At 65.0% G+C, this 23,535-nt stretch carries 23 protein-coding genes; 9 read left to right on the top strand and 14 right to left on the bottom strand.

What is annotated here, in order from left to right:
* Positions 1-68 precede the first annotated feature (68 nt).
* On the top strand, positions 69-1,253 hold the full coding sequence (locus AB7E35_RS03620) for a metallophosphoesterase (RefSeq protein ID WP_428162957.1): 1,185 nt from the start codon (positions 69-71) through the stop codon (positions 1,251-1,253).
* Positions 1,254-1,334: 81 nt separating this feature from the next.
* Here AB7E35_RS03620 and AB7E35_RS03615 read toward each other — a convergent pair whose 3' ends face one another.
* The 3 genes from AB7E35_RS03615 to AB7E35_RS03605 are packed head-to-tail and all read right to left on the bottom strand — an operon-like array spanning position 1,335 to position 3,398.
* Positions 1,335-1,919, bottom strand: a complete 585-nt coding sequence (locus tag AB7E35_RS03615; protein ID WP_428167096.1) for a biotin transporter BioY — start codon at positions 1,917-1,919, stop codon at positions 1,335-1,337.
* A 42-nt stretch (positions 1,920-1,961) separates the two neighbouring features.
* Positions 1,962-2,555, bottom strand: a complete 594-nt coding sequence (locus AB7E35_RS03610; protein WP_428167095.1) for a CbiQ family ECF transporter T component — start codon at positions 2,553-2,555, stop codon at positions 1,962-1,964.
* 15 nt (positions 2,556-2,570) lie between these two features.
* A complete protein-coding gene (locus tag AB7E35_RS03605) occupies positions 2,571-3,398 on the bottom strand; it encodes an energy-coupling factor ABC transporter ATP-binding protein (RefSeq protein ID WP_428167094.1) in 828 nt (275 codons plus the stop codon).
* Positions 3,399-3,782: 384 nt separating this feature from the next.
* Here AB7E35_RS03605 and AB7E35_RS03600 point away from each other — a divergent pair, with 384 nt between their 5' ends.
* Both AB7E35_RS03600 and AB7E35_RS03595 read left to right on the top strand, forming a co-directional pair.
* The gene (locus AB7E35_RS03600) at positions 3,783-4,985 is read left to right on the top strand and encodes an MFS transporter (RefSeq protein ID WP_428167093.1); all 1,203 of its coding nucleotides are present in this window, start codon (positions 3,783-3,785) and stop codon (positions 4,983-4,985) included.
* Between the two features lie 85 nt (positions 4,986-5,070).
* Positions 5,071-5,676, top strand: coding sequence for a class I SAM-dependent methyltransferase (locus tag AB7E35_RS03595; RefSeq protein ID WP_428167092.1), 606 nt, complete (start codon positions 5,071-5,073; stop codon positions 5,674-5,676).
* 112 nt (positions 5,677-5,788) lie between these two features.
* Here the strand turns inward: AB7E35_RS03595 and AB7E35_RS03590 are convergent, their stop codons facing one another.
* Positions 5,789-6,763: a Bug family tripartite tricarboxylate transporter substrate binding protein gene (locus AB7E35_RS03590; protein ID WP_428167091.1), complete on the bottom strand. Its 975-nt coding sequence runs from the start codon at positions 6,761-6,763 to the stop codon at positions 5,789-5,791.
* Between the two features lie 258 nt (positions 6,764-7,021).
* On the opposite strand from AB7E35_RS03590, the gene AB7E35_RS03585 reads away from it, so the two are divergent.
* Positions 7,022-7,522, top strand: a complete 501-nt coding sequence (locus AB7E35_RS03585) for an arsenate reductase ArsC (RefSeq protein ID WP_428162950.1) — start codon at positions 7,022-7,024, stop codon at positions 7,520-7,522.
* Positions 7,523-7,544: 22 nt separating this feature from the next.
* On the opposite strand, the gene AB7E35_RS03580 is transcribed toward AB7E35_RS03585, so the two are convergent.
* Entirely contained in the window at positions 7,545-9,467 is a 1,923-nt protein-coding gene (locus AB7E35_RS03580) for a diguanylate cyclase domain-containing protein (protein ID WP_428162949.1), read from the bottom strand.
* A 439-nt stretch (positions 9,468-9,906) separates the two neighbouring features.
* Between AB7E35_RS03580 and argA the strand changes: the two genes are divergently transcribed.
* Positions 9,907-11,253: an amino-acid N-acetyltransferase gene (gene argA / locus AB7E35_RS03575; RefSeq protein WP_428162948.1), complete on the top strand. Its 1,347-nt coding sequence runs from the start codon at positions 9,907-9,909 to the stop codon at positions 11,251-11,253.
* 8 nt (positions 11,254-11,261) lie between these two features.
* On the top strand, positions 11,262-11,981 hold the full coding sequence (locus AB7E35_RS03570) for a glutathione S-transferase (RefSeq protein ID WP_428162947.1): 720 nt from the start codon (positions 11,262-11,264) through the stop codon (positions 11,979-11,981).
* A gap of 73 nt (positions 11,982-12,054) precedes the next feature.
* Here AB7E35_RS03570 and AB7E35_RS03565 read toward each other — a convergent pair whose 3' ends face one another.
* From AB7E35_RS03565 to AB7E35_RS03530, 8 genes are all read right to left on the bottom strand, one after another.
* Positions 12,055-12,915 (bottom strand): SIR2 family protein, encoded by an 861-nt coding sequence (locus AB7E35_RS03565; RefSeq protein ID WP_428162946.1) that lies wholly within the window; start codon positions 12,913-12,915, stop codon positions 12,055-12,057.
* Positions 12,915-13,961, bottom strand: coding sequence for a ParA family protein (locus tag AB7E35_RS03560; protein ID WP_428162945.1), 1,047 nt, complete (start codon positions 13,959-13,961; stop codon positions 12,915-12,917). Before AB7E35_RS03560 ends, AB7E35_RS03565 begins: the two co-directional genes overlap by 1 nt.
* 454 nt (positions 13,962-14,415) lie before the next feature.
* Positions 14,416-14,928, bottom strand: a complete 513-nt coding sequence (locus AB7E35_RS03555; protein ID WP_428167090.1) for a disulfide bond formation protein B — start codon at positions 14,926-14,928, stop codon at positions 14,416-14,418.
* Between the two features lie 51 nt (positions 14,929-14,979).
* A complete protein-coding gene (locus AB7E35_RS03550; protein WP_428162943.1) occupies positions 14,980-16,107 on the bottom strand; it encodes a sulfate/molybdate ABC transporter ATP-binding protein in 1,128 nt (375 codons plus the stop codon).
* 13 nt (positions 16,108-16,120) lie between these two features.
* Positions 16,121-17,032 carry a sulfate ABC transporter permease subunit CysW gene (gene cysW / locus AB7E35_RS03545; RefSeq protein WP_428162942.1) on the bottom strand — a complete coding sequence of 304 codons (912 nt, stop codon included), beginning with the start codon at positions 17,030-17,032 and terminating at the stop codon, positions 16,121-16,123.
* Entirely contained in the window at positions 17,029-17,910 is an 882-nt protein-coding gene (gene cysT / locus AB7E35_RS03540) for a sulfate ABC transporter permease subunit CysT (RefSeq protein WP_428162941.1), read from the bottom strand. Before cysT ends, cysW begins: the two co-directional genes overlap by 4 nt.
* Before the next feature lie 15 nt (positions 17,911-17,925).
* Positions 17,926-18,933: a sulfate ABC transporter substrate-binding protein gene (locus AB7E35_RS03535; protein WP_428162940.1), complete on the bottom strand. Its 1,008-nt coding sequence runs from the start codon at positions 18,931-18,933 to the stop codon at positions 17,926-17,928.
* 213 nt (positions 18,934-19,146) lie between these two features.
* A complete protein-coding gene (locus AB7E35_RS03530) occupies positions 19,147-20,013 on the bottom strand; it encodes an HDOD domain-containing protein (protein ID WP_428167089.1) in 867 nt (288 codons plus the stop codon).
* Positions 20,014-20,294: 281 nt separating this feature from the next.
* On the opposite strand from AB7E35_RS03530, the gene AB7E35_RS03525 reads away from it, so the two are divergent.
* On the top strand, positions 20,295-20,945 hold the full coding sequence (locus tag AB7E35_RS03525) for an FMN-dependent NADH-azoreductase (RefSeq protein ID WP_428162938.1): 651 nt from the start codon (positions 20,295-20,297) through the stop codon (positions 20,943-20,945).
* 105 nt (positions 20,946-21,050) lie between these two features.
* Here the strand turns inward: AB7E35_RS03525 and AB7E35_RS03520 are convergent, their stop codons facing one another.
* Positions 21,051-21,851, bottom strand: a complete 801-nt coding sequence (locus tag AB7E35_RS03520; RefSeq protein WP_428167088.1) for a MetQ/NlpA family ABC transporter substrate-binding protein — start codon at positions 21,849-21,851, stop codon at positions 21,051-21,053.
* 201 nt (positions 21,852-22,052) lie between these two features.
* On the opposite strand from AB7E35_RS03520, the gene AB7E35_RS03515 reads away from it, so the two are divergent.
* Both AB7E35_RS03515 and AB7E35_RS03510 read left to right on the top strand, forming a co-directional pair.
* Positions 22,053-22,619 carry a bifunctional pyr operon transcriptional regulator/uracil phosphoribosyltransferase PyrR gene (locus AB7E35_RS03515; protein ID WP_428167087.1) on the top strand — a complete coding sequence of 189 codons (567 nt, stop codon included), beginning with the start codon at positions 22,053-22,055 and terminating at the stop codon, positions 22,617-22,619.
* Positions 22,616-23,257 (top strand): phosphoribosyltransferase, encoded by a 642-nt coding sequence (locus AB7E35_RS03510; protein ID WP_428167086.1) that lies wholly within the window; start codon positions 22,616-22,618, stop codon positions 23,255-23,257. The genes AB7E35_RS03515 and AB7E35_RS03510 overlap by 4 nt, the downstream gene beginning before the upstream one ends.
* The last annotated feature ends 278 nt before the right edge of the window (positions 23,258-23,535 follow it).

Genomic DNA, 23,535 nt, shown 5'->3' with positions numbered 1-23,535 from the left:
CCAGGCCCACTGGCGCCGCGCCCGGCGCTGCGCGTTTCGCCCATTCCTGCCCTCTTTCCCGTCATTCCATGGTGTCTCTTGCTGCATTGGTGATTCCGCTGCTGGCCGTCTGGCTCTGGTGGCCTGTGCGCGGCCTGTCGCGCCGCTCGCGCGTGCTGGCCATCGTCCTGACCGCCGTGCTGGGCTGCACGCCGGCGCTGCTGCTCAAGCTGCTGCAGGCGGGCGCGCTGGACTACACCACGCTGGCCTATCTGCAGGTGCCCGGCGGCTGGCTGCTGGGCGCGCTGGTGCTGATCGTGGGCTTCATCCTGGTGCGCGACACGGCAAGGCTGTTGGCCTGGCTGGTGCAGCGGCTGGGGGGCCGGTCTGGCGCGCGGCTGCTGCACGGCCACCAGCTGACCAGCACCGCCGTGGCGCTGGCGCTGTGCACCGCGGGCTTCGGCACGGCGCAGGGACTGGCACCGCCCGCCGTGCGCGAGCAGGTCATCCACCTGCCGCAGCTGCCCGCGGCGCTTGACGGTTTGCGCGTGGCCGTGCTGGCAGACCTGCATGCCAGCCCCATCAACCACACGGCCTACATTCAAAGCGTGGTGGAGCGCACCCACGCGGCCCGACCCGACCTGATCGTGCTGCCCGGCGACCTGATCGACGGCAACGTGGGCACCAGCGCGGCCTTTGCGGCGCCGCTGGCGCAACTGCAGGCGCCGCACGGCGTATGGGCCGCCCCCGGCAACCACGAGTACTACAGTGGCTACGACGCATGGATGGCCGAGTTCCGGCGCCTGGGCCTGGGCCTGCTGGCCAACCAGACGCAGGTGCTCGACATCAACGGCGCGCGACTGGCCCTGTCCGGCGTGGGCGATCCGGTGTATGGCCGCACCTCGCACAACAACACCGACCCGCGCGTGCCCGAGGGCGTGCCGCCCGACGTGCCCGCGGTGGCGCGGCAGGCCCGCGCGGCGCAGGCCGACTTTCACCTGCTGCTGGCACACCAGCCCAGGCTGGCGCGCGACAACGCCGCGCAGGGCGTGGACTTGCAAATCTCCGGCCACACGCACGGCGGGCTGATCCGCGGCATCGATCGCTGGCTGGTCGCCCCCGCCAACAACGGCTTTGTGCGCGGTCTGTACGAAGTGGACGACATGCGCCTGTTTGTCAGCGCTGGCGCGGGCCTGTGGGCCGGCTTTGCGGTGCGCCTGGGCGTGCAGCCCAGCATTGACCTGTTGGTGCTGCGCCGAGGGGCTGCGCCGTAATTCACGCCTGCAAGCGTGACTGAGATCAGCCGGCGTGAAGCGTCTTTGCTGCGCTGGCGGACAAAAAACTCAAACCTTCACTCAACGCTCACGCCCGCCAAACGGCCAGTCCGGCAGCGCCCTGGCCACCGTGTGCACCACCAGGGCGCACAGCACGCACTTGGCCAGATCGCCCGGCACGAAGGCCAGGTCGATCATGATGGCCTTGTCCAGCGGCATCTGCGCCAGCAGCATCAGCCCCGCGATGCCCATGGCATGCAAAAACACCAGGCCACCCAGCAGCGATGCGATGAAGGCACTGAGCGCCGTGCGCCGCGGCGTGCCGTGGGGCAGCACGCGCATCAGCGCGCCGGTCACGCCCGCAGCCAGCGCGTAGCCCACCAGATAGCCCGCCGACGGCACCATGAACACGCCCAGCCCGCCGCGCCCGCCCGCCAGCAGCGGCAGCCCCGCCGCCACCGCTGCCAGAAACAGCAGCATGGCCTGCAGACCCCGGCGCGCGCCCAGCAGGCAGCCCGCCAGCATCACCCCCAGCGACTGCAGCGTGATGGGCACGCCCATGGGCAGGTCAATCTTGGGGATCAGCCCCATCACCGCCATGAGGGCGGCAAACAGCGCCACCAGCGCCATGGAGTGAGAGGCCCTGCGGGAAACAGCGGTGGTCATGCAACGTCCTGAGTTCAAAGAATCCACAAGAGAAAAAACCGCTCATCCGCCCAAGCGGGCGTAGATGGCATCGGCCACGCGCTGGGCAGTCTGCAGCATCTGCACCGCCAGCGGGGCAATCAGCCGCAGACCGCCCGGGCGCCCGGTGCGCAGGCGGTGGGCTTCGTCCAGTTTGGTCCACTGCACGAAGAAGTGTTCGGTGAAGCGCAGCATCAGGGCCAGCTGGAGCGACACGCGCTCGGGCCGCAGCCCCAGGCGCGCCAAGGGGCGCAGCAGCGCGTCCAGCACTTGCAGCATGTCGGTGGGGCGCGTGCTGACGGTCAGCGCCACGCCCAGGGTGGAGGCGCAGGCCAGGCGCAGCGCGCTCACGGCCGCCACATCGGGCCGGCCCATCCACCAATGGAAACCCGCCACCAGCACCGCTGCCACCAGCGCCGCCACGATGAGCCGCCGCGCCACGCGCGTGGCCGGCCCCAGGCTCCACCACAACAGCGCGCAGCCCAGGCCCGCCGCCGCCAGCGCCCAGGGCGCCGACAGCACGAACAGCAGCGTGCCCAGCACGGCCATGCAGCCCAGTTTGGCACCCGCGGGCCAGCGGTGCAGCCAGGTGAGATGGTCGCTGTAGAGGCTGCCCATGCGCCCTGCCCGCCTTTACGCCGCCTGGCCCGGATCGGCTTGACCGCAGCCATCACACCCCACGCCGCCATTGCGTTCGGCGGCACCGGCGCGGGCCTGCGCCACCTGCCGCGCCACGGCGGCTTCGTAGGCGGCGCACACCTCGCGCCCCGGCCCGTCGGCCTGCACGCGGCCTTCGTGCAGCCAGATCACGCGCGGATAGTCGCGCACATGGTCCAGCACATGGGTGGACACCAGCACCTGCCGGTCGCAGGCGGCAATGTCGTCGGCCAGCCGGGCCTGGCCAGGCAGGTCCAGACTGGCATAGGGCTCGTCCAGCAGAAGGGTGCGCGGCCCGGCCAGCAGCAGCGCCAGCCAGCACACCTGCTGGCGCTGGCCCTGGCTCAGGGTGGCCACGGCACGCTCTGCCCAGCCAGCCAGGCCGCGCCCGGCCAGAAAGTCGCGGGCCCGCGCCTGCGCGTCGCGCCGGGGCAGGCCCTGCGGCTGCAGCCCCAGGGCAAGCTCCTCCTGCACCGTGGGGAAGATGATCTGGTCGTCAGGGTTCTGGAACATCATGCCCACGCGCAGGGCGCGCAGCTGGCCCTGCGGCAGCGCGTGCAGGTTGTGCCCTTGCGACAAAACCTGTCCGCTGGCCGGCACATCCAGCGCACACAGCAGGCGCAGCAGACTGGTCTTGCCCGCGCCGTTGTGGCCAATCAAGCCGATGCGGGGCTCGGCCAGCGCCAGGCTGAGGCCGTCAAACACCTGCGTCGCGCCCCGGCGCAGGCGCACCTGCCGCAATTCGAGCAACGGGGCGGCGGGGTCTGGCAGGTCGGCGGCTGGGTGGGGGGCGATGGAAGGCATGCGGCATGGCAGGCAGAGCAGCGGCAGATTCTAACCAGCCAAAAGTCACGATTAACGCATTCAAATGCCTTCTTTTTCTGGCAACTTCTTTTATCTTGCGCATAAAAATTTGCCGCAAACGCACCCAATTGACAGCAAAAATGATGCGTAATGAAGGCCGATACCATCAACTAACGCCAGAAGCAGCAACGCCCCTCTTGATGCAGTGTTCATGCACGCTTCTTTCGACTTAAAGCGGCATTTTTGCAAGCCAATCCAAGCCGCCGTGCCAGGCGCTGGGCGCCAAGCCGGCTTCAGGCACCGTCCGCCAACCGAGGGCTGGGCTCCGACATCACAATAGGCGCCCTCTGCTTGATATCGGCAATACATCCGCCCGTTTTTCTCATGAGCCCATCCCCCTGCGCACTGGAGCGCCGCAACCTCGGCCTGTTGGTGGCCGCGCAATCACTGGGCGGTGCCTCGCCGCCCATCATCATTTCGCTGGGTGGCCTGGTCGGGCAGATGCTGGCCAGCACGCCCGCCGCCAGCACGCTGCCCGTCAGTCTGTACCAGCTGGGCCTGGCCCTGTCCACCCTGCCTGCCGCATGGCTGATGCACCGCGCCGGGCGGCGTGCGGCGTATCTGCTGGGGGCGGTGCTGGGGGTGCTGTCGGGCCTGGTGGCCGCCTGGGGCATCAGCCGATCGGACTTCATGCTGTTTTGCCTGGGCACCACGCTGGCGGGCTTTTATGGCGCCTGCGTGCAAAGCTACCGCTTCGCCGCCCTCGACGCGGTGGCCGAGCCATCGCGCCATGCAAGCGCCATTTCGCGGGTGATGGTGGGCGGGCTGATCGCCGCCATCATCGGCCCGCAGGTGGTGATCTGGACGCGTGACAGCCTGCCCGCCACGCCGTTTGCGGGCAGTTTTTACAGCCAGGCAGCCCTTGCTTTGCTAGCGCTGCCGCTGCTGCTGGCCCTGCGCCTGCCGCCGGCGCCGCCGCGCACCCAAGCGCAAGGCGCGCGGCCACTGCCCCAGATCGCGCGCACGCCGCAGTTCATCGTGGCTGCCACTGCAGGCGTGGTGAGCTACGGGCTGATGGCCTTTCTGATGACCGCCGCGCCCATGGCCATGGTGGGCTGCGGGCACAGCGTAGGCGAGGCGGCGCTGGGCATCCAGTGGCACGTGCTGGCCATGTTCGCGCCCAGCTTTTTCACCGGCCGGCTGATCGCGCGCTGGGGCAAGCGCACCGTCACGGCGCTGGGGCTGGTGCTGATTGCCGCATCGGGCCTGCTGGCGCTGACGGGGCTGGCGCTTACGCATTTCTGGGGCGCGCTGGTGCTGCTGGGCGTGGGCTGGAACTTCGGCTTCATCGGCGCCACGGCGCTGCTGACCGACTGCTACCGCCCGGCCGAACGCGCCAAGGTGCAGGCGCTGAACGACTTTCTGGTGTTCGGCACCGTGGCGGTGGCGTCATTCGGATCGGGCCAGCTGCTGCACAGCGTGGGCTGGGGCGGCATCAACGCCGGCATGCTGCCCATGGTGGGCATGGTGCTGGCGCTGCTGGGCTGGCAGAGCCTGCGCCAGCGCCGGCAGTCCAGCCACGTCTGATCTGACAGCTGCCAGCGCCTGGGGCGTGGGCCATACTCTTGCGGTTGCGGCGCCCGTTCTGGCGCCGGCCGTTTCAGGAGCATGCGTGCAATCAGCCAGCGAGCAGTGGTTTGACGAGGCGTATTACCAGCGCTATTACTTCGACAAGAAAACCCGGGTGGTCGACCCCGCCCATGCCGATCGGCTGGGCGCGTTTGTCTGCAGCTACCTGCAGTACCTGCGCGTGCCAGTGCAGCGGGTGCTGGACATGGGCTGCGGCATTGGCCTGTGGCAAGGCATGGTGGCGCGCCACCTGCCCGGCGCGTGCTACCAGGGCGTGGAGTACAGCGCCTATCTGTGCCAGCGCTATGGCTGGCAGCGCGGCTCGGTGGTGGATTACGCAGCGCCCGAGCCCTTTGACTTTGTGATCTGCCAGGGCGTGCTGCCCTACCTGAGCGCGCAGGACCTGCGCCGCGCGCTGGACAACCTGGGGCGCCTGTGCCGTGGCGCCCTGTACCTGGAGGCCGTCACGCACGAGGATTACGAGCGCGGCACCATCGACGAGGGCCTGACCGACCCGCGCCAGCACCGGCACCGCGCCCAGACGTACCGGCAGGGGCTGGAGCGGCACTTCATCGACATGGGCGGCGGGCTCTGGCTCAGCCGCCAGGCGCAGGTGCCGCTGTTTGCGCTGGAGGCACCTGGCTGGTAGCCCGCTGCAGTCACTCATTTATTGATAGCTTCTAGCGCTTGATATACAAGGGCTGGAGGCAAAAAAGGCCGTGAATGATATTCACGGCCTTTTGCGGTCAGGCAGCAGCGCGTCAGTCTGCCGTGGCGCCCGACGCCTTGACGGCTGCGCCCCACTTCTGGATGTCGGCAGCGATCAGCTTGGAAAAGTCGGCCGTGCTCAGGCCGTAGGCCTCGGCGCCCAGCTCGGAGATTTTCTGCTTGACGTTGTCCTGCGCCAGGATGTCCTGCACATATTTGTTCATGCGCTCGGCCAGGTTCTTGGGCAGGCCCTTCGAGCCGATCATGCCGTACCAGGGCTCCACGTCAAAGCCCGGAAAGCCCTGCTCGGCCAGCGGCTTGACGCCCGGGAACTTGGGCGATGCCGTCTTGCTGGTAATGGCCAGCGCCTTGATCTTGCCGCCGTCGATCTGCGGCTTGAGCGGCACGGGGTTGTCGATGGCGTACTGCACCTCGTTGGACATCACCGCCAGGATCAGCGGGGCCGACCCCTTGTAGGGCACATGCATGGTCTTGGCCTTGGCCTGCAGGTGCAGCATTTCCACCATGATGTGCTGGGGCGAGCCCGCACCGGCCGAACCGAAATTGACCTTGTCGGCCTTGATGAGCTTGAGCAGCTCATCCATCGAGTTGATGCCCGAATTGGCGCCGGTCACCAGCAGGAACGGCGCCTTGGCGATGGGGGTGATGGGGGTGAGGTCTTTGACCGGGTCGTAAGGCACGTTTTTGTACAGCGTCGGCGAGATCACCACCGGGCTGCTGGAGCCCACCAGAAAGGTGCCGCCGTCGGGCTTGGCGCGGCTGACGTAGGCGGTGGCAATGTTGCCGTTGGCGCCGGCCTTGCTCTCGACGATCACGTTGGCTTCGATGCGCTTTTCCAGCTCGTTGGCGATGATGCGCGCCAGCAGGTCGCTGGTGCCGCCGGGCGAGTACGGTTGCACCAGGGTAATGGTCTTGACGGGCCAGGCATCCTTGGCCAGGGCCAGCGCGGGTGCAGTTGCTGCCAGGGCCAGCACAGCGCCAGTGGCCAAAATAGATCTGCGGAACATGAACTCTCCTTGGATGAATGCCCTCGCGGGCCGTTAAAAGCCCCCGTACGGGACTTCGCGATTACGAAAGACCTGAATTTAACAATATGTCCATGAGGTCAATCACCTGGAGTCCTACGCCCCAGGGGCATGCCCGCTCACAGGGCGCCAGCCCGCCTGGCTTTCACGACGATTCTCGCGACGATTCCGACGCGCATGCGGTTTATGCGCATACATTCACGGCTCTTTCGCCCACCTTTTCCACTCCACTGCAAAGCCATGACCGCGCCACACGCTCCCCTGAACGTACTGTTTTTGTGCAACTACAACTCGGCGCGCAGCATCCTCGCAGAAGCCTTGCTCAACGACATGGGAGCGGGTCGCTTCAAAGCCTATTCCGCCGGCAGCAGCCCGCGCGCAGAAATCCACCCGATGGCCCTGCAAGTGCTGCAGCATGCGGGCATTTCCACCGAGGGACTGCGCAGCAAAGGCTGGCAGGAGTTTTCCGCGCCGGACGCGCCTCACATGGATCTGGTCATCACCTTGTGCGACGACACCGCCGGCGAGGCCTGTCCGGTCTGGCCAGGGCATCCCGCAACGGCGCACTGGGGCTATGCAGACCCGGTTGGCAGCAGGATCGACGATGCCCACCGCCTGGAGGCCTTCCGCCAGACGATGCACCTGCTGCACCGCCGCCTGGAATTGCTGATCGCCCTGCCCGCCGAAAAGCTGGGCAAAGCCCTGCTGCAGACCTCGGCACGCGAACTGGCCGCACTCTGATGGCGCGCACGCGCCGGGCGGTTCACGGCAGGGGCCTCCACCAGCTGAAGCAGTTCTTGCCGTGGCCTTTGGCAACGTACATGGCCTGGTCGGCGCGGGTCAGCAAGGTGTCGGCATCGTCGCCATGCTGCGGATACAGCGCGGCGCCCACGCTGGCCGATAAGCCCACCCGGGCGCCCTGCAAATCAAAAGGCGTGGCCAGCGACTTCACAATCTTGTGGGCCACGGTCTCGCAATCGCTTGCCTGGGCTGCCGCGGCCAGCACAATGCCGAACTCATCGCCGCCAAAACGCGCCACGGTGTCCTCGGCCCGCACGCAGCCCTGAAGGCGCGAGGCCACCTGTCCGAGCAAGGCGTCGCCTGCCGCATGACCCAGGCTGTCGTTGACTTCCTTGAAGCCATCCAGATCCAGAAACAGCACGGCCGCGCCCCGGCCGTGGCGGCGCGAAGAGTCCAGCACCTGCGACAGCCGGTCATGAAACATCACCCGATTGGGCAGGCCCGTCAGGGCATCGTGCAACGCGTCATGCGACAGCCGCGCCTGCAGTTCCTTGCGGCTGGTGATGTCCTGCACCACGACCAGCAGGAATGCCGGCTGCCCCTGCGCATCGCGCACCACGCTGAGCGCCTCGCTCACCCATAGCTCAGACCCGTCCTTGCAGCGATAGCTTGTTTCGACCTCGGGCGCATGGTGCACGTCTTGCGATGACCATTGCTGCGCCAAAAACTGGCGCACGACGTCGCACCGCTCTGCCGGCGCCAGCTCATGCATGGTGCGCTGGCGCAGCGCATCGGCGTCATAGCCCAGCATGTGGCAGAACTTGTCATTGGCGCGCAGGATGCGCCCGTCCGGCGCAACGTGAGCAATACCCATGGCCGCCTGGTGAAAGGTGGCGCTGTACAGCGCCTCGCTGGCACGCAGCGCATCGGCCACGGCACGCTGACGCGCCAGCACGGCGATCAGCCCCCATGCCAAGCCCAGCAGCGCCAGGCTGGCGCCGGCAGAAGTCACCAGATAAATACTGCGCCGCTGCAGCACCGGTGCAAGGGCATCGTCGTAGGCAGTGCCCACAGTCACCAGCAGCGGATAGCCCTCCACCGCGCGGTAGCTGACGATGCGCGCCACGCCATCCAATGCCTGACCTGCGTCCACCAATGCGCCCTCCGGCGCGTCGGCCCAGCGCTGAAACCAGGGCAAAGGCTGGGCGTCCAGACCAAATTGAGTCTGACTGCCGGACTTGCGGCCACGCACGATGCCGTCGGCGCCCGTCAGCTCCAGCAGGCCCAGTGTGCCGATGTCGGCATGGCGATAGAAGTCGGTGAAGCTCACCGGATCGACCGACAGCACCACCACGCCACCAAAGCCACCACCTGGCAGGGTGATGCGCATGGACATCGGCATCTGCCAGCGCCCCGTCACGCGGCCCAGCACGGGCGGACTGACGAACAGCGTGTCAACGGTAGCGCCTTGCTGCGCCTGAAAAAAGGCCCGGTCGGCATAGTTCACCGCCCCAAACGGCAAGCTGCTGGCGACGATGGCGCCGCCGGCATCCACCACGCTGATGATGTTGAACATCGACTCGCGCAGCACGTCATGCCGGGTCCACTGGCGCAAGTCCAGCGCGGCCCCATGGTGCAGATACTGCTGGCGCACGAAGGCCGCCACCTGCTCGGCCGCCTTCAGTGTGCGAAACACCTGCTGCTCAAAGGCGATCGCCAGGTTGGAATTGGCCTGCTGCGCCGCAGTGACCGCCTGCTCGCGCTCAAAGCGGATGCGCTGCAAAGTGGTAAGCCACAAACCTGCAATGGCCACGGCACACACCAGCACGATCAGCCATGCCAGCCACCGCCCGGCTAGCGTGCGCCTGGGCAGCGAGGGCGCAGAGCCGGGCCCGGGCGCAGTCCCGGGGGCCGACGCGGCGGGCATGGCGTGGTGGATGGACATCGATTTTCAATATAGGCAACGCGTTGCATATTGACACGAAAAACCTGGGTTACGCCAAACCGCAGGCGCAAACGCCCCCAAGCCGGGTGGCCGATGTGACGCCCATGCGACGCGCCAGGTGAAAACAAGCTCGGCTGGCACAACCGGCATGCAGCCCGGCCTACAGCCTATGGTGCGGCCCGAACACAACCTGGCCTCCAATCAGATGCTCCTCAAAGCATAGCTATCAGCGCACATCTGATATGGCAAGAAAGCCATTTTTGAGTGAACAATCAACCTGCCCTGCCATGCCCCGGGCCGCAGGCACTGCCGCTACACTGCGCGCACCCGCGCTGGCCCGCCCCATGCGCCGCCTTGCGTCCTCCGGCAACGCAACGGGTGCGGCCCGCGTGTTCTTGTGGCCCGTTTTTTCCATCTGCCTCACTGCCTGCCGCTGCCCATGTCCACGGTTTTCAACTTCACCTTTGTGCCCTGGTTTCGCTCCGTGGCGCCGTACATCCACAAGTTCAGGCACCAGACCTTCGTGGTGGCGCTGACGGGCGAGGCCATTGCCGCCGGCAAACTGCAAAGCATCGTGCAAGACCTGGCGCTGATCCAGGCCATGGGCGTCAAGATCGTGCTGGTGCACGGCTTTCGCCCACAGGTCAATGAACAGCTGCGCGCCAAGGGCCATGAGCCGCGCTACTCGCACGGCATCCGCGTGACGGATTCGGTCGCGCTGGACTGCGCGCAGGAAGCCGCGGGCCAGCTGCGCTACGAGATCGAGGCCGCCTTCAGCCAGGGCCTGCCCAACACGCCCATGGCAGGTGCGCGCGTGCGCGTGATCTCGGGCAACTTTCTCACGGCGCGGCCGGTGGGCATTGTGGATGGGGTGGACTTCCAGCACTCGGGCCTGGTGCGCAAGGTGGACGTCGAGGGCATTCGCCGCACGCTGGATTCCGAAGCCATGGTGCTGATCTCGCCCTTTGGCTTCTCGCCCACGGGCGAGGCCTTCAACCTGACCATGGAAGAGGTGGCCACGCGCGTGGCCTGCGAGCTGCGTGCCGACAAGCTGCTGTTCCTCACCGAAGTGCCGGGCATCCGCATCAAGCCCCTGGAGCCCGAGGGCGAGGACAACCCCATCGACACCGAACTGCCCCTGGCCGCAGCGCGCCAGCTGCTGGCCCGCCTGCCGCCCGCGCAGCAGCCCACCGATGTGGGCTTTTACCTGCAGCACTGCGTCAACGCCTGCGAGCACGGCGTGGACCGCAGCCACATCCTGCCCTTCGCGGTGGACGGCGCGCTGCTGCTGGAAATTTATGTGCACGACGGCATCGGCACCATGCTGGTCGATGAAAAGCTGGAAGAGCTGCGCGAAGCCACCATCGACGACGTGGGCGGCATCATCCAGCTCATTGAACCGTTTGAGAAAGATGGCACGCTGGTCAAGCGCGACCGCACCGAGATCGAGCGCGACATTGCCGCCTACACCGTGATCGAGCACGACGGCGTGATCTTTGGCTGCGCCGCCTTCTACCCCTACCCTGAGGCCAACACGGCCGAGATGGCCGCCGTCACGGTGTCGCCCAAAAGCCAGGGCACGGGCGACGGCGAGAAGCTGCTCAAACGCATCGAGCAGCGCGCACGCATGCTGGGGCTGAGCAGCATCTTCGTGCTGACCACACGCACCATGCACTGGTTCATCAAGCGCGGCTTCTCGCCCGTGGACCCTGACTGGCTGCCCGATGCGCGCAAGCGCAAGTACAACTGGGATCGCAAGAGCCAGGTACTGGTCAAAAAACTCTGACCCATCGCGTGAGCACCTGCGCCCTGCCCGTTCTGTACTCGTTTCGCCGCTGCCCCTATGCCATCCGGGCGCGGCTGGCGCTGGCCATCAGCGGCCAGGCGTGCGAGCTGCGCGAGGTGGTGCTGAAAAGCAAGCCGCCCAGCCTGCTGCAGACATCGCCCAAAGGCACGGTGCCCGTGCTGGTGCTGCCGCCCACATCTGATGGCGCGCCTGTGCAAGTGCTGGAGCACAGCCTGGACATCATGCTGTGGGCCTTGGCGCGGCACGACCCCGGCGGCTGGCTGCGCCCCAGCCACGGCACGCAGGCCGACATGCGGGTGCTGATTGCCCAGTGCGACGGCCCCTTCAAACACGCGCTGGACCGCTGCAAATACCCCAACCGCTACCCGCAAGCCAACCCCGAGGCCGAGCGCGCCCAGGCCTCGGCCTGGTTGCAGGGGTTGGAGGCGCGCCTGGCCAAACACCCACACCTGTTTGGCACCCATGCGGCTCTGGCCGACATGGCGATAGCCCCGTTTGTGCGTCAGTTCGCCGGCATTGACGCCGACTGGTGGAGTCGGCAGCACTGGCCCCGTCTGCAGGCCTGGCTGGCACAGTGGCAGGCCAGCCCCCTGCTGCACAGCGTGATGCACAAGCTGCCGGCGTGGGTGGAGGGAACCGAAGGGGTGTTATTTCCGCCCTCTGAAGAGACTTGGGCGCCTGGCAGCAGCGCGTGGAACCCACTGTGACCGGCAGGGCTTCCGTTTTCGGCCAGTAACAGTCCTTAGCAAGCGACTGCTATGGAGCGGCGCACATTGCACTCTACGTGTACGTCGCCCGATACGAGTTCACCAAGTCCCTAAGCTCTCGCAGAGCCACTAGCGCCTGCGAGTGATCACCGCCCGGTGCGTCGTAATCAAGGATGCGCACGTTGTAGGTGTCTCGCATTGACTTGGTCACAGCCTCGTGGCGGCCCGACGCCATGAGCGCGTAATGCGGGTGTCTAGACGGCATTGAAAGCTGCGCTGATTCCAACACCAGTGAAATGTCTGGATCAGCAAGGCCATAGCCGACAAAGAGCAGCGTGTTGACTAAGAACAAGCTCTCAAGGATCGAGAAGAAGCCTTGGTGCTTGGCTCTAGCGTGGAAATACTGTGACCGGGTGAGCACCATCCTGCTCGTGTCAGTGATACACCCATGAGCCTTTAAAACAAGGCGTGCCGTTGATCGGATTTCGTCGAGCACGTTGTCTTCGTAGTACCGCCGCACGCTGTAGCCATCGCGAGCTGCGCCGCCAGCGCAGTAGTCGTCATAAATCTCGTCGTAGTTCGTAGTGATGACGATTTTCGGGTCCAGCTCCAAGACCAGCTCATGAATCTCGGACTTCTCATAGTGAGGAGTGTAGAAACGGCTGCGGAAAAAGTTCCGTGCGTCTGCCGGCTCTATACGAGAGAAAACCACCTCCGCTGCGTCCAGGTACTGCTCCTTAGTCAGCATGGCCTCCACAAGCGGGTTGATGTCTGGATCTCGCACTGTCGCCAGAGCATCCCGCAACAATTGCTCCCAACCCGGTGGGCGGTTTCCTGTTGCAGGGTCGACGCACCCGGCAGACGCGCCCGCCCCCAAAAAGATGATGCATCGGCGCTCAGCAATCTCCGCTACTAGTGATTCGGGCCAGTCCATCAGCTCTGCACCTCCAAGCCGAGGTTACGAGAAAGGGCGGCGGCGACTTCACTAAGAATCCCGACGTACCGCTTGGCCTGGTTGTAATGGGAACCCACGAGGCCATCCGACGACCGCAAGTCGATGATTGGAGCATTCGCTGTTTGCGCCAAGGGAATCAGGCTGTACATGTTGGGAACCTCTCCCAACAGGGACTGTTCCATGGTCATCCCTGGCACAAAGAAGCCTTCGAGGTTGCCCTGAATCTCGCCCGCGAAACTGGACGTCACTCTCTCAAACGCCTTAGTTGGCCGCTTCTCACCTTTCTTGAACTTGGCGATATACGCCTGAACTGTGTAACCCGCAAAGCCGTGCAGGATTGGCAGGTTCGTCGCGAGTCCGAAGCGCGCCGATGCTCCAGGACTAGTTCGCTCGCAATTTTCGACGCCGCGCGAATAGGCGTCGGTCCACTCGCGCAGCCAGTTGGAAATGTTACGTAGCCCCAAGATGCTGAAGACATCGGCCCCCATGGGCGTTACGAAGTAGTCAGACCCTAAGAGCGCAGTTCGATTCAGTGAGCCGAGACTGGGACCCAGATCGAGAATCATGAGGTCGTAGCGCGGAGCCAGTTGAGCAGCCAGCATCACAACCCAATTGGTACGGCGCAATCCACCAACATCACCGCCGATAGCATCACGCCAAGCTTGGCTCAGGCGATCCTCGATGATCGAGACGCGCGGGTGTCCTGGTACCAAGTCATAGCTAAAGCGATTAGTGGAAGCGGGGATTGGCGCCACATTCGACATCACTGTTGCTTCGCCAAGCTCAATGGGTTCAAGAATAGACCAGAGGTTGGTAGTCTGAGCACGCTCTTCGCTGGGCTCCTCTGCCCAGTAGAGAGGTGCAGCTCGGTCTTCCCCTAACGTCAGGATAGTTGCATTGCACTGAGGATCGACGTCCAACACAATAATTCGAAGCCCCTGCCGTGCCAGATGCGCAGCCAGGTTACAGGTCAGAGTTGTCTTGCCTACGCCGCCCTTGTTGTTGAAGAAGCTCAAAACTTTCATGTGTCTTCCTAGAAGCTATTTCGCATTCTTACAGAGCACCAGCCCCGTCGCTTGGACGGCAACCACAGCGTCTCCCCGGTTGAGCCCTGCGTCAGGGTAGGGCCTTCAGTCTATTGTGGTTGCTTGCGCGTTGGCGCTGTTGGCTCTGGGCAGAGAGCGACAACCCGGCCACCACAGCTTGAGGGCCGACTCCCGCTGCAATCCGTCTCTACGTCGTACCCTCCTGTTGGGCATGCGATGATTGACCGCTTTCAGGATTCAAACGCACCTTGCCGGAATTCCGCGTTGGGTCGGTTCCTGCCGCCCAAAGCAACCAAATAGCAGTCATCCCAACAGTTTGGCGCGAAGACCCGCCGGTCATCCATCGCTTGAAAAACAAAAGGCGCTTCAAAAAGCGCCTTTTGCACAGTCCGGGGCGAGCCTGGGATCTTCAAACCATTCCGCAACTCCAACGTTACCGGCCGCCTCTCAGCGTATGCACCAGCAGCAGCACCATCAGCACGGCCAGGGCGCTGAAACACAGGAAGGACCAGTTGGCAATCGAGCCGCCCAGAAAGGTCCAGTCAACGACGGAGCAGTCGCCCGAGCCGCGAAAGATCATGGGGAGGGCTCGGCTGATGGGGTAGCTTTCGATCATTCCGTAGAAGTCGCGCCCGCAAGTGGCCACCTCGGGCGGGTACCACTGCAGCCAGCTTTGGCGCGCAGCCGTGAAGGCGCCAAAGCCCGCGGTCACAAGGGCCAGCGCGGTCCAGCTCATCCACCAGCCTTTTTGGCTGCGAACCGCCGCCAGTCCTGTGAAGACCGCTACACCTATGAGTGCATAGCGCTGCACGATGCACATCGGGCATGGCTCCAGCCCCACGATATGCTGCAGAAAAATGCCAAACACCAGCATGGCCAGACAGGCGGCACTGATGAGCGCCAAAATGCGGCGCGGGGCGGTATCAATCCAGTTCAGTAAAAACACTTTTGTCGTCCTTGCAGGGCCGACGCCCGGCGTGCCCTGCAAGGGCGGCGCTCAGATGCCGGCGGCTTCGTCCAGAAACACCTTGGCGCGCCGCGGTGTCACCACCAGCGTCTCGCCGTCACGCAGCCCCATGTCATGAAATTGCTGCGCCGGGATCTGCGCTTCGATCAACGCGTCCGAAGCCGCATTGTCCGCCGATTGGGTGTCTCCTTCGGGGATTAGTTCCAGCCGCGCGATCGGCCCCACCACGATGGAGCGCGCCAGCTGCACCACGATGCCGCGCGGGCGGCCCTGCGCGTCCAGCGCCTGGCCGGGTGAATAGCGCTCCACGTCCAGGTCGTGCGGGCGCACGTAGGCAAACGCGCGCGCATCGTCGGCATGCTGCGCGTCGGGGCTGTCGATCTGCGTGCCGCCGTCCAGATACACCCGCCCGTCGTTGGCGCGGCCGTGAAACAGGTTCACGTCGCCCAGGAAGCCATAGACAAACGGGCTGGCCGGGTTGTCCCACACCTGCTGGGGCGTGCCCTGCTGCTCGATCTTGCCCTGGTTGATGACGACCACGCGGTCGGCCACTTCCAGCGCTTCTTCCTGGTCGTGGGTGACGAAAATGCTGGTCACGTGCAGTTCGTCGTGCAGGCGGCGCAGCCAGCGGCGCAACTCTTTGCGCACCTTGGCGTCCAGCGCGCCAAAGGGCTCGTCGAGCAGCAGCACCTTGGGCTCCACGGCCAGCGCGCGCGCCAGGGCAATGCGCTGGCGCTGGCCGCCCGACAGTTGCGAGGGGTAGCGGTCGGCAATCCAGTCCAGCTGCACCAGTTGCAGCAGGCGCATCACCTTGTCCTTGATCACTGCCTCGGACGGGCGCTCCTTGCGCGGCTTCATGCGCAGGCCAAAGGCCACGTTGTCAAAGACCGTCATATGCCTGAACAGCGCGTAGTGCTGGAAGACAAAGCCCACGCCGCGCTCGCGCACGTGCACGTCGGTGGTGTCTTCGCCGCTGAAGTGGATGCTGCCCACGTCGGGAGTCTCCAGCCCGGCGATGATGCGCAGCAGCGTGGTCTTGCCGCAGCCCGATGGCCCCAGCAGCGCGATGAGCTCGCCGGACTGGATGTCCAGGCTCACGTCGCGCAGCGCCTGGAAGCTGCCGAACTGCTTGCTGACGTTGCGAATTTCAATGCTCATAAATCTATAGCTTTCAGCGCTTGCTGGGTGTGCCCTGGGGCCGTTCTGGAGGCATGGCAGCCGCGGCTTTGGCCTGTTTGTCGCTCTGCCATTCGGCGACCGACTTGATGACCAGCGTGACCAGCGCCAGCAAGGCCAGCAGCGATGCCGCGGCAAACGAGGCGACCGACTGGTATTCGTTGTACAAAATCTCGACGTGCAGCGGGATGGTGTTGGTCTGCCCGCGGATGTGGCCCGACACCACCGACACCGCGCCAAATTCGCCCATCGCCCGGGCGTTGCACAAGATCACGCCGTACAGCAGGCCCCACTTGATGTTGGGCAGCGTCACGTGCCAGAAGGTCTGCCAGCCGCTGGCGCCCAGCACGATGGCCGCCTGCTCCTCGTCGTTGCCCTGGGCCTGCATCAGCGGAATCAGCTCGCGGGCAATGAACGGGAAGGTGACAAAAATGGTGGCCAGCACGATGCCCGGCACGGCAAAGATGATCTTGATGTCGTGCGCCGCCAGCCACGGGCCCAGCCAGCCCTGGGCGCCAAACACCAGCACGTACATCAGCCCCGCCACCACCGGCGAGATGGAAAACGGCAGGTCGATCAGCGTGGTCAAAAACGCCTTGCCCTTGAATTCGTACTTGGCAATGCACCACGCCGCCGCCACGCCAAACACCAGGTTCAGGGGCACGGCAATGGCCGCAGTGATCAGCGTGAGCCGGATGGCCGACCAGGCATCGGGCTCGCGCAGGCCCTCCAGATAGGCAGCAAAGCCCTTGCGCAGCGCTTCGGCAAACACTGCAGCCAGCGGCAACACCAGAAACAGCACCATGAACGCCATGGCAATGGCGATCAGCGTCCACTTGACCCAGGGCGCCTCGGTGGTGCCCGCCTGTGCGCGTCGCGCGGTGCGTTGAGACACGGCGGCGCTCATGCAAGTGCTCCTGCACTGCGGCGCTGCCAGGCCTGCAGCGCGTTGATGACCAGCAGCAGGATGAACGAGATCACCAGCATCACCACGGCCACGGCGGTGGCGCCCGCGTAGTCGTACTGCTCCAGCTTGCCGATGATGATGAGCGGCGTGATCTCGGAAATCATGGGCATGTTGCCGGCGATGAAGATGACCGAGCCATACTCGCCCACCGCACGCGCAAACGCCATGGCAAAGCCGGTGAGCAGCGCGGGCGTGATGGCGGGCAGGATGACGTGGCGAAAAATCTGCCAGCGCGTGGCGCCCAGGCTGGTGGCGGCTTCTTCCAGTTCTTTCTCGCTGTCTTCCAGCACCGGCTGCACCGTGCGCACCACAAAAGGCAGGCCAATGAAAATCAGGGCGATCACGATGCCGTTGGGGTTGAAGGCCAGCTGGATGCCCAGCGGCTCGAAATACTGGCCGATCCAGCCGTTACCCGCCAGCAGCGCCGTCAGCGAGATGCCCGCCACGGCCGTGGGCAGCGCAAAGGGCAAGTCCACCAGCGCATCGACAATCTTCTTGCCAGGAAACCGGTAGCGCACCAGCACCCAGGCAATCAGCAGGCCAAACACCACGTTCACGCAGGCTGCGATGAAGGATGCGCCAAATGTGAGGCGGTACGAGGCCATCACGCGCGGGGCAGTCACCGCGTCCCAGAACTGGGGCCAGGTCATCGTGAACGTCTTGAGCAGCAGTGCCAGCAGCGGGATCAGCACGATGATGCTCACGTAAAACAGCGTGTAGCCCAGCGTCAGGCCAAAGCCGGGCAGCACCCGCTTGGCCTTGCCGGGCGCACGCCGGGGCACCGTAGCGCCCACCGCAGCCAGCGGCGCGGAAGACATGGCAGTGCTCATGAATTACCTGGCGCCCGGGGTGTAGAGCTTGTCGAACTGACCGCCGTCGTTGAAGTGGACTTTTTGCGCCTCACCCAGCGAGCCGAAGTACTTGGCCACGGTGAACTGCTGCAACGGCTTGAAGGTGGCGGCATGCCTTTTCAGCACGGTTTCCGAGCGCGGGCGCAGCGCGTGTTTGGCCGCAATCTCTTGCGCTTCTTCAGAGTACAGATAGTCCAGGTAGGCCTTGGCCAGTTCGCCCGTGCCCTTTTTGGCGACGGTGCGCTCGACCACGGCAACAGGGTTCTCGGCCACGACGCTGGACGATGGGTACACCGCATCGACCTTGCCCTTGCCAAACTCGCGGTCGATCGACAGCACTTCAGATTCGAAAGTGATCAGCACGTCGCCAATGTTGCGTTGCAAGAAGATGGCCGTGGCATCGCGCCCGCCCTTGCCCAGCACTGGCACGTTTTTGTACAGCTGTTTCACAAATTCAGCCGCCTGGGCATCGGTGCCGCCTTTTTCGCGCACGCTGCCCCAGGCCGCCAGATAGGCGTAGCGGCCGTTGCCGCCGGTTTTGGGATTGACCACGATGACCTGCACACCGGGCTTGATCAAGTCATCCCAATCCTTGATGTTCTTGGGGTTGCCGTTGCGCACCAGAAACAGCATGGTGGACGTGGTGGGCGACGCGTCGTGCGGGAATTTTTTGGCCCAGTCCTTGGCCACGGCGCCGTTGTCGGCCAGAAACTGCACGTCGGTCGTGGTGTTGAAGGTCACCACGTCCGCGGCCAGCCCGTCGTTCACGGCGCGCGCCTGGGCGCTGGAGCCGCCGTGGGACTGATCCACCTTGACGTCCACGCCCTTGGTCTTTTTGTAGTGGGCCACGAAAGCCTGGTTGTAGTCCTTGTAGAACTCGCGCGCCACGTCGTAGGAAACATTGAGCAGCGAATTGGCCTGGGCCGAGGCCAGACCGCTGGCAGCCAGGGCCAGCGAGGCCAAAAGGGTCTTGAGGGTCAGCGAGGTCATGGTCGTAGCCGGATTGATCAAAAGAAGCAGCATTCTGCGAAATGTCACTTAAAACTCAAACCAATATATTTTTTTAAAAATATCGTGATTTCGTTATAAAGAAGACTTGACCGGCTGGATCAGCCGGTTTTCGTGACTATCCGGCGCCCATATGCCAAAGCGCCTACGCCGCACTGGCCCCGCTGACGCCCAGCAGCCCAGCAGCCCTGAAACTCAGAAGCCCGCCGCCTCTAATGCCGGGTACAGCTCGTCCACCCAGTGGTTGAGCTCGTCATGCGAGACCTGCAAAAACTCCATGCACGCCGCGCCGTGCTGACCCCACTCGCGCGATGGCGCCAGGCCCTCGTGATGGTGCACCAGGTACTCGGCCAGCAGGCCCAGCGCGACCAGCTGGCGCACCGTGGGACTGAACTTTTCATCCTGCAGGCAGCTGAAGTCGTGGTGCAGCCAGATGGCCTGCGCCACATCGCCCGGCAGATGCCAGGTGCGCGCCACGATGGCGCCCACCACGGCGTGGTCAGTGCGGTGGCTGGCGTTTTCGGTCTGGGTGAAGGTGCGATCCTGACGCGCCAACGCCTCGGTGACGGTGCCGGCATAGCCGCGCACCGCCTTCACCAGCACCGGCATGCCCACATGCAAAAACAGGCCGAAGCTGTAGCCCAGGCCGGGGTCAAAGCTGTAGAGCAGGCGCCCGACGTGCTCGCAGGCAATGGCGCGTCTGTGCGAGCTTTCCCAAAAATGCTCCAGCAGCGGCGATCGCACCTGCAGCGCATGGCGCGTGATGAAGGCCGACAGCAGCTGCACCGCCGGGCGCAGGCCCAGCACCGTCAGCGCCATGCCCACCGTCTGCACCGGCTGGGCCAGGGCGTGCAAGGGGCTGTTGGCCTGGCGTATCAGCGCCGCGGCCATGGCCACATCAGAGCTGGCCAGCTGGTCAATGGCGCCCGTGTCCAGTTCAGGCGCAGCCATGATGGCCTGCAGGCGCTGCAGCGCCTCGGGGCACGGCGGAATCACGATGGCCCGCACGGCCGGCGCCACGCGGGCTTGCTGGATGTCTTGGTCGATGGGATGAGTGGTCAAGGCTGGCTCCAACGCAAGAAGTGCAACCCCGCATTGCACCGCAATGTTTCAATCTGTTGCATTGTGGCGGCAAATGCCTTGGCCGACCGTCAAGGCCCTGCAATACAGCCGCACAACCACACCGCGCGCCTGTAGCGAGCAGTGGCGCTGCGCGGCAGCAACTTTCATCACAAATTCAGGACAATCTATCGCGAATAGGCGGTCTTATCAAAGATTCAATACAAAACGACAATACTCAAGCCGCCCTCATTCAGGGTTTTTACTGACACAGGAGATTCTTCATGCAACTGCTGCACATCGATTCCGCCATCACTGGCGACCAGTCCGTTTCTCGCCAGCTTACCGCCCAGATCGTCGAGGCCTGGAAGGCCAGCCACCCCGGCACCCAGGTGAGCTACCTGGATCTGGTGGCCGACGCGCCAGCCCACTTCACCATGGACGCCATGGCACCGCGCACCGGCCAGACCGACGGCCTGAGCGAAGCGCAGCAGCGCGAGAACGCCGTGTCCGAGCGTCTGGTGAGCCAGTTCCTGGCTGCTGACGTGGTGGTCATCGGTGCGCCGTTCTACAACTTCGCCATTCCCACGCAGCTCAAGGCCTGGATCGATCGCCTCGCCCAGCCCGGCCGCACCTTCCGCTACACCGCCAATGGCCCCGAAGGCCTGGCCAAGGGAAAGACGGTGATCGTGGCCTCCACCCGCGGCGGTGTGTACTCCACCAGCGAGGGCGGCCGCGCCATGGAGCACCAGGAAAGCTACCTGCAGACCGTGCTGGGATTTTTCGGCGTGACCGATGTGCGCTTCGTGCGCGCTGAAGGCGTGGCCATGGGCGGCGACGCCAAGGCCCAGGCACTGGCAAGCGCCGCCCAGGCCATCCAGGCCGAAGTGCGCGCTGGCGCCGCCAACCAGGCCAGCGTCAGCCAGGCTGCATAAGCCCCGGCGCTGCGCGTCACAACAAAACCCGCTGCGGTGCCTGCCGCAGCGGGTTTTTTTCAGCTCGCAACCCCCCCGGCCGTCACTACCGGGGGCAAACCGGCATCACCAGCCCGCCAGCACCGACCCCTTGAACTGCGTGTCGATAAATCGGCGGATTTCCTCGCTCTGATACACCTTGACCAGCTGCGCCACCCAGGGCTTGTTCTTGTCGGCCTCGCGCACCACCAGCAGATTCACGTAAGGGCTATCGGCCGCCTCCAGCACGATGGCGTCAGACTTGGGGTTGAGCCCCGCCGAAATGGCAAAGTTGGTGTTGATGGCCGACGCGTCCAGGTCATCGAGCGAGCGCGGCAGCTGCGCCGCGTCCAGCTCCACGAACCGCAGCTTCTTGGGATTGCTCACCACGTCAAGCGGCGTGGCCTTCAGGCCCGCGCCGTCTTTCAGTTTGACGAGGCCCTGGGCCTGCAGCAAGAGCAACACGCGCCCGCCATTGGTGGGGTCGTTGGGAATGCCAAAGCGCGCGCCCTCCTTCAGGTCGGCCAGCTTCTTGACCTTCTTGGAATACAGCCCGATAGGAAAGTTGACCGTGTTGGCCGCCACCGCAAATTTGTAGCCGCGGTCTTTGATCTGCGCGTCCAGGTAAGGCTTGTGCTGGTAGCTGTTGGCGTCCAGGTCACCCGCATGCAAGGCGGCGTTGGGCTGCACATAGTCGCTGAACTCGACGATCTGCAGCTTCAGGCCCTGCTGATCGGCCAGCTTCTTGACCTGCTCAAAAATCTGCGCGTGCGGGCCAGCCGTCACGCCGATCTTCAGCGGCTTGTCTTGCGCCAGGGCGCTCCCCAGCAATCCGGCGGCCAGTGACAGGGCCAAGGGCAATCGCAGCACGGCACGTTTAGAAATCATGAAAAAACCTTTCTTTCAAAGACGGATAAACATGCCGGATGGTAGGCCTGCTGCCTCATAACCAGAACAAAGATTTATCCATATCCAAACAACCCAGTGGCATGCTGCAGAAGGTCCAGAACAGTGCATTGACTTGCGCCCCACGCTTGCCGACACTGGCCCGCTGGCCGCGCCCCGACGGCCACCCACCCGGAGGTTGCCATGCATCCACCCGCACAAGTGCGAAGCCGTCTGTACGACAGCGCCGAACTGGAGGCGGTACTCCAGGCCATGGCCAGCCAAGCGGCCGCCCTGCTGCAACCGCAGCAGCCCCTGGCCATCATCGGCATATTGCGGCGCGGCGCGCCGCTGGCCCAGCGCCTGACCGATCTGCTGGTACAGCGCCACGGCATCGCGCCGCCACTGCGGCTGGACCTGGCCGTCAAACGCTACGCCGACGACCTGACGCTGCTGCACCCCGAGACACGGCTGGATGAACCCGCCAGCCATGCCGACCTGGACCTGCGCGGCCACCAGCTGCTAGTGGTGGACGATGTGCTCTACCACGGTCACTCGCTGCTGCGCGTGCTGCAGTACCTGGCCCTCAAGCAGCCCGAGCAAATCCGGGTGGCCGTGCTGGTGGACCGCTGCGTGGCCCGCCTGCCGGTGCATGCCGACGTGGTGGGCGCGCGGCTGCAAATGGCCCCTGGCAGCATCATCGACTGCCATGTGCCGCCGTACGAATCCGACTTTCAGATCGATCTGGTGCAACCCGGGCACGCATCATGAAGCCCGCCAGCCAGCCCATCGTGTTTCGCGACCGCCTGGACGCCGCCCGCCGACTGGCGGACGGACTGATCGCCTATCGCGGCAGGCAGCCGCTGGTGCTGGCCATCCCGCGCGGCGCGGTGCCCATGGCCAAAGCACTGGCGGCGGCACTGCAGGGCGACCTGGACGTGGTTCTGGTGCGCAAGCTGCGCGCGCCCTTCCAGCCCGAGTTCGCCATCGGCTCAGTCGATGAAAGCGGCTGGACCTACCTGTCGCCGCACGCCGCGGCAGCCGGCGCGGACGCGGACTACATCGCCGCCGAAAAAAGCCGCCAGCTGGAACTCATCCGCCAGCGGCGCGCGCAGTACACGCCCATCCGCCAGCCCCTGGACCCCGCAGGCCGCACCGTCATCGTGGTGGACGACGGCCTGGCCACCGGGGCCACCATGGTGGCCGCGCTGCACGGCCTGCGCCAGCGCCATCCCGCCAGGCTGATCTGCGCCGTGCCCGTGTCCTCGCCGCAAGCGCTCACCATGGTGCGGCCTCTGGCCGACGAAGTGCTGTGCCTGCAGGCGCCCGCCGACTTTCGGGCCGTGGGCCAGTTCTACCGGGACTTTGAGCAGGTCGAGGACGATGAGGTGATTGCCCTGCTCCGGTGAGAAAGCAACCACCGTGCCCCAACGGCGTGTTCATGGCTTGTCCTTGGCCGCAACAGGCGGCAGATAGTTCACGAACCAGTCGGCGGTGTGCCGGGCCACGGCCTTCCTTGTCAGCACCGCTACCCCGCCAAGACCGGGTCACACCCCGAAATCGCCGTGCATGCGCTGGACAAGCTCGGGCAGGGGCAGGCTGGTCAAGTCCAGCGGATGACTGGCCGAGACCAGCTTACGGCTGGCATCGTCCAAATGGCCCAGCAAGTCCCCCAGGAACGGGTTGG

Origin of the sequence: Diaphorobacter sp., assembly GCF_050251835.1 — a bacterium.
In the GTDB taxonomy this organism is placed as follows: Bacteria; Pseudomonadota; Gammaproteobacteria; order Burkholderiales; family Burkholderiaceae_C; genus JBFXIE01.
The sequence above is the reverse complement of the archived record's forward strand: the minus strand, read 5'-3'. Positions and strand labels throughout refer to the sequence as shown.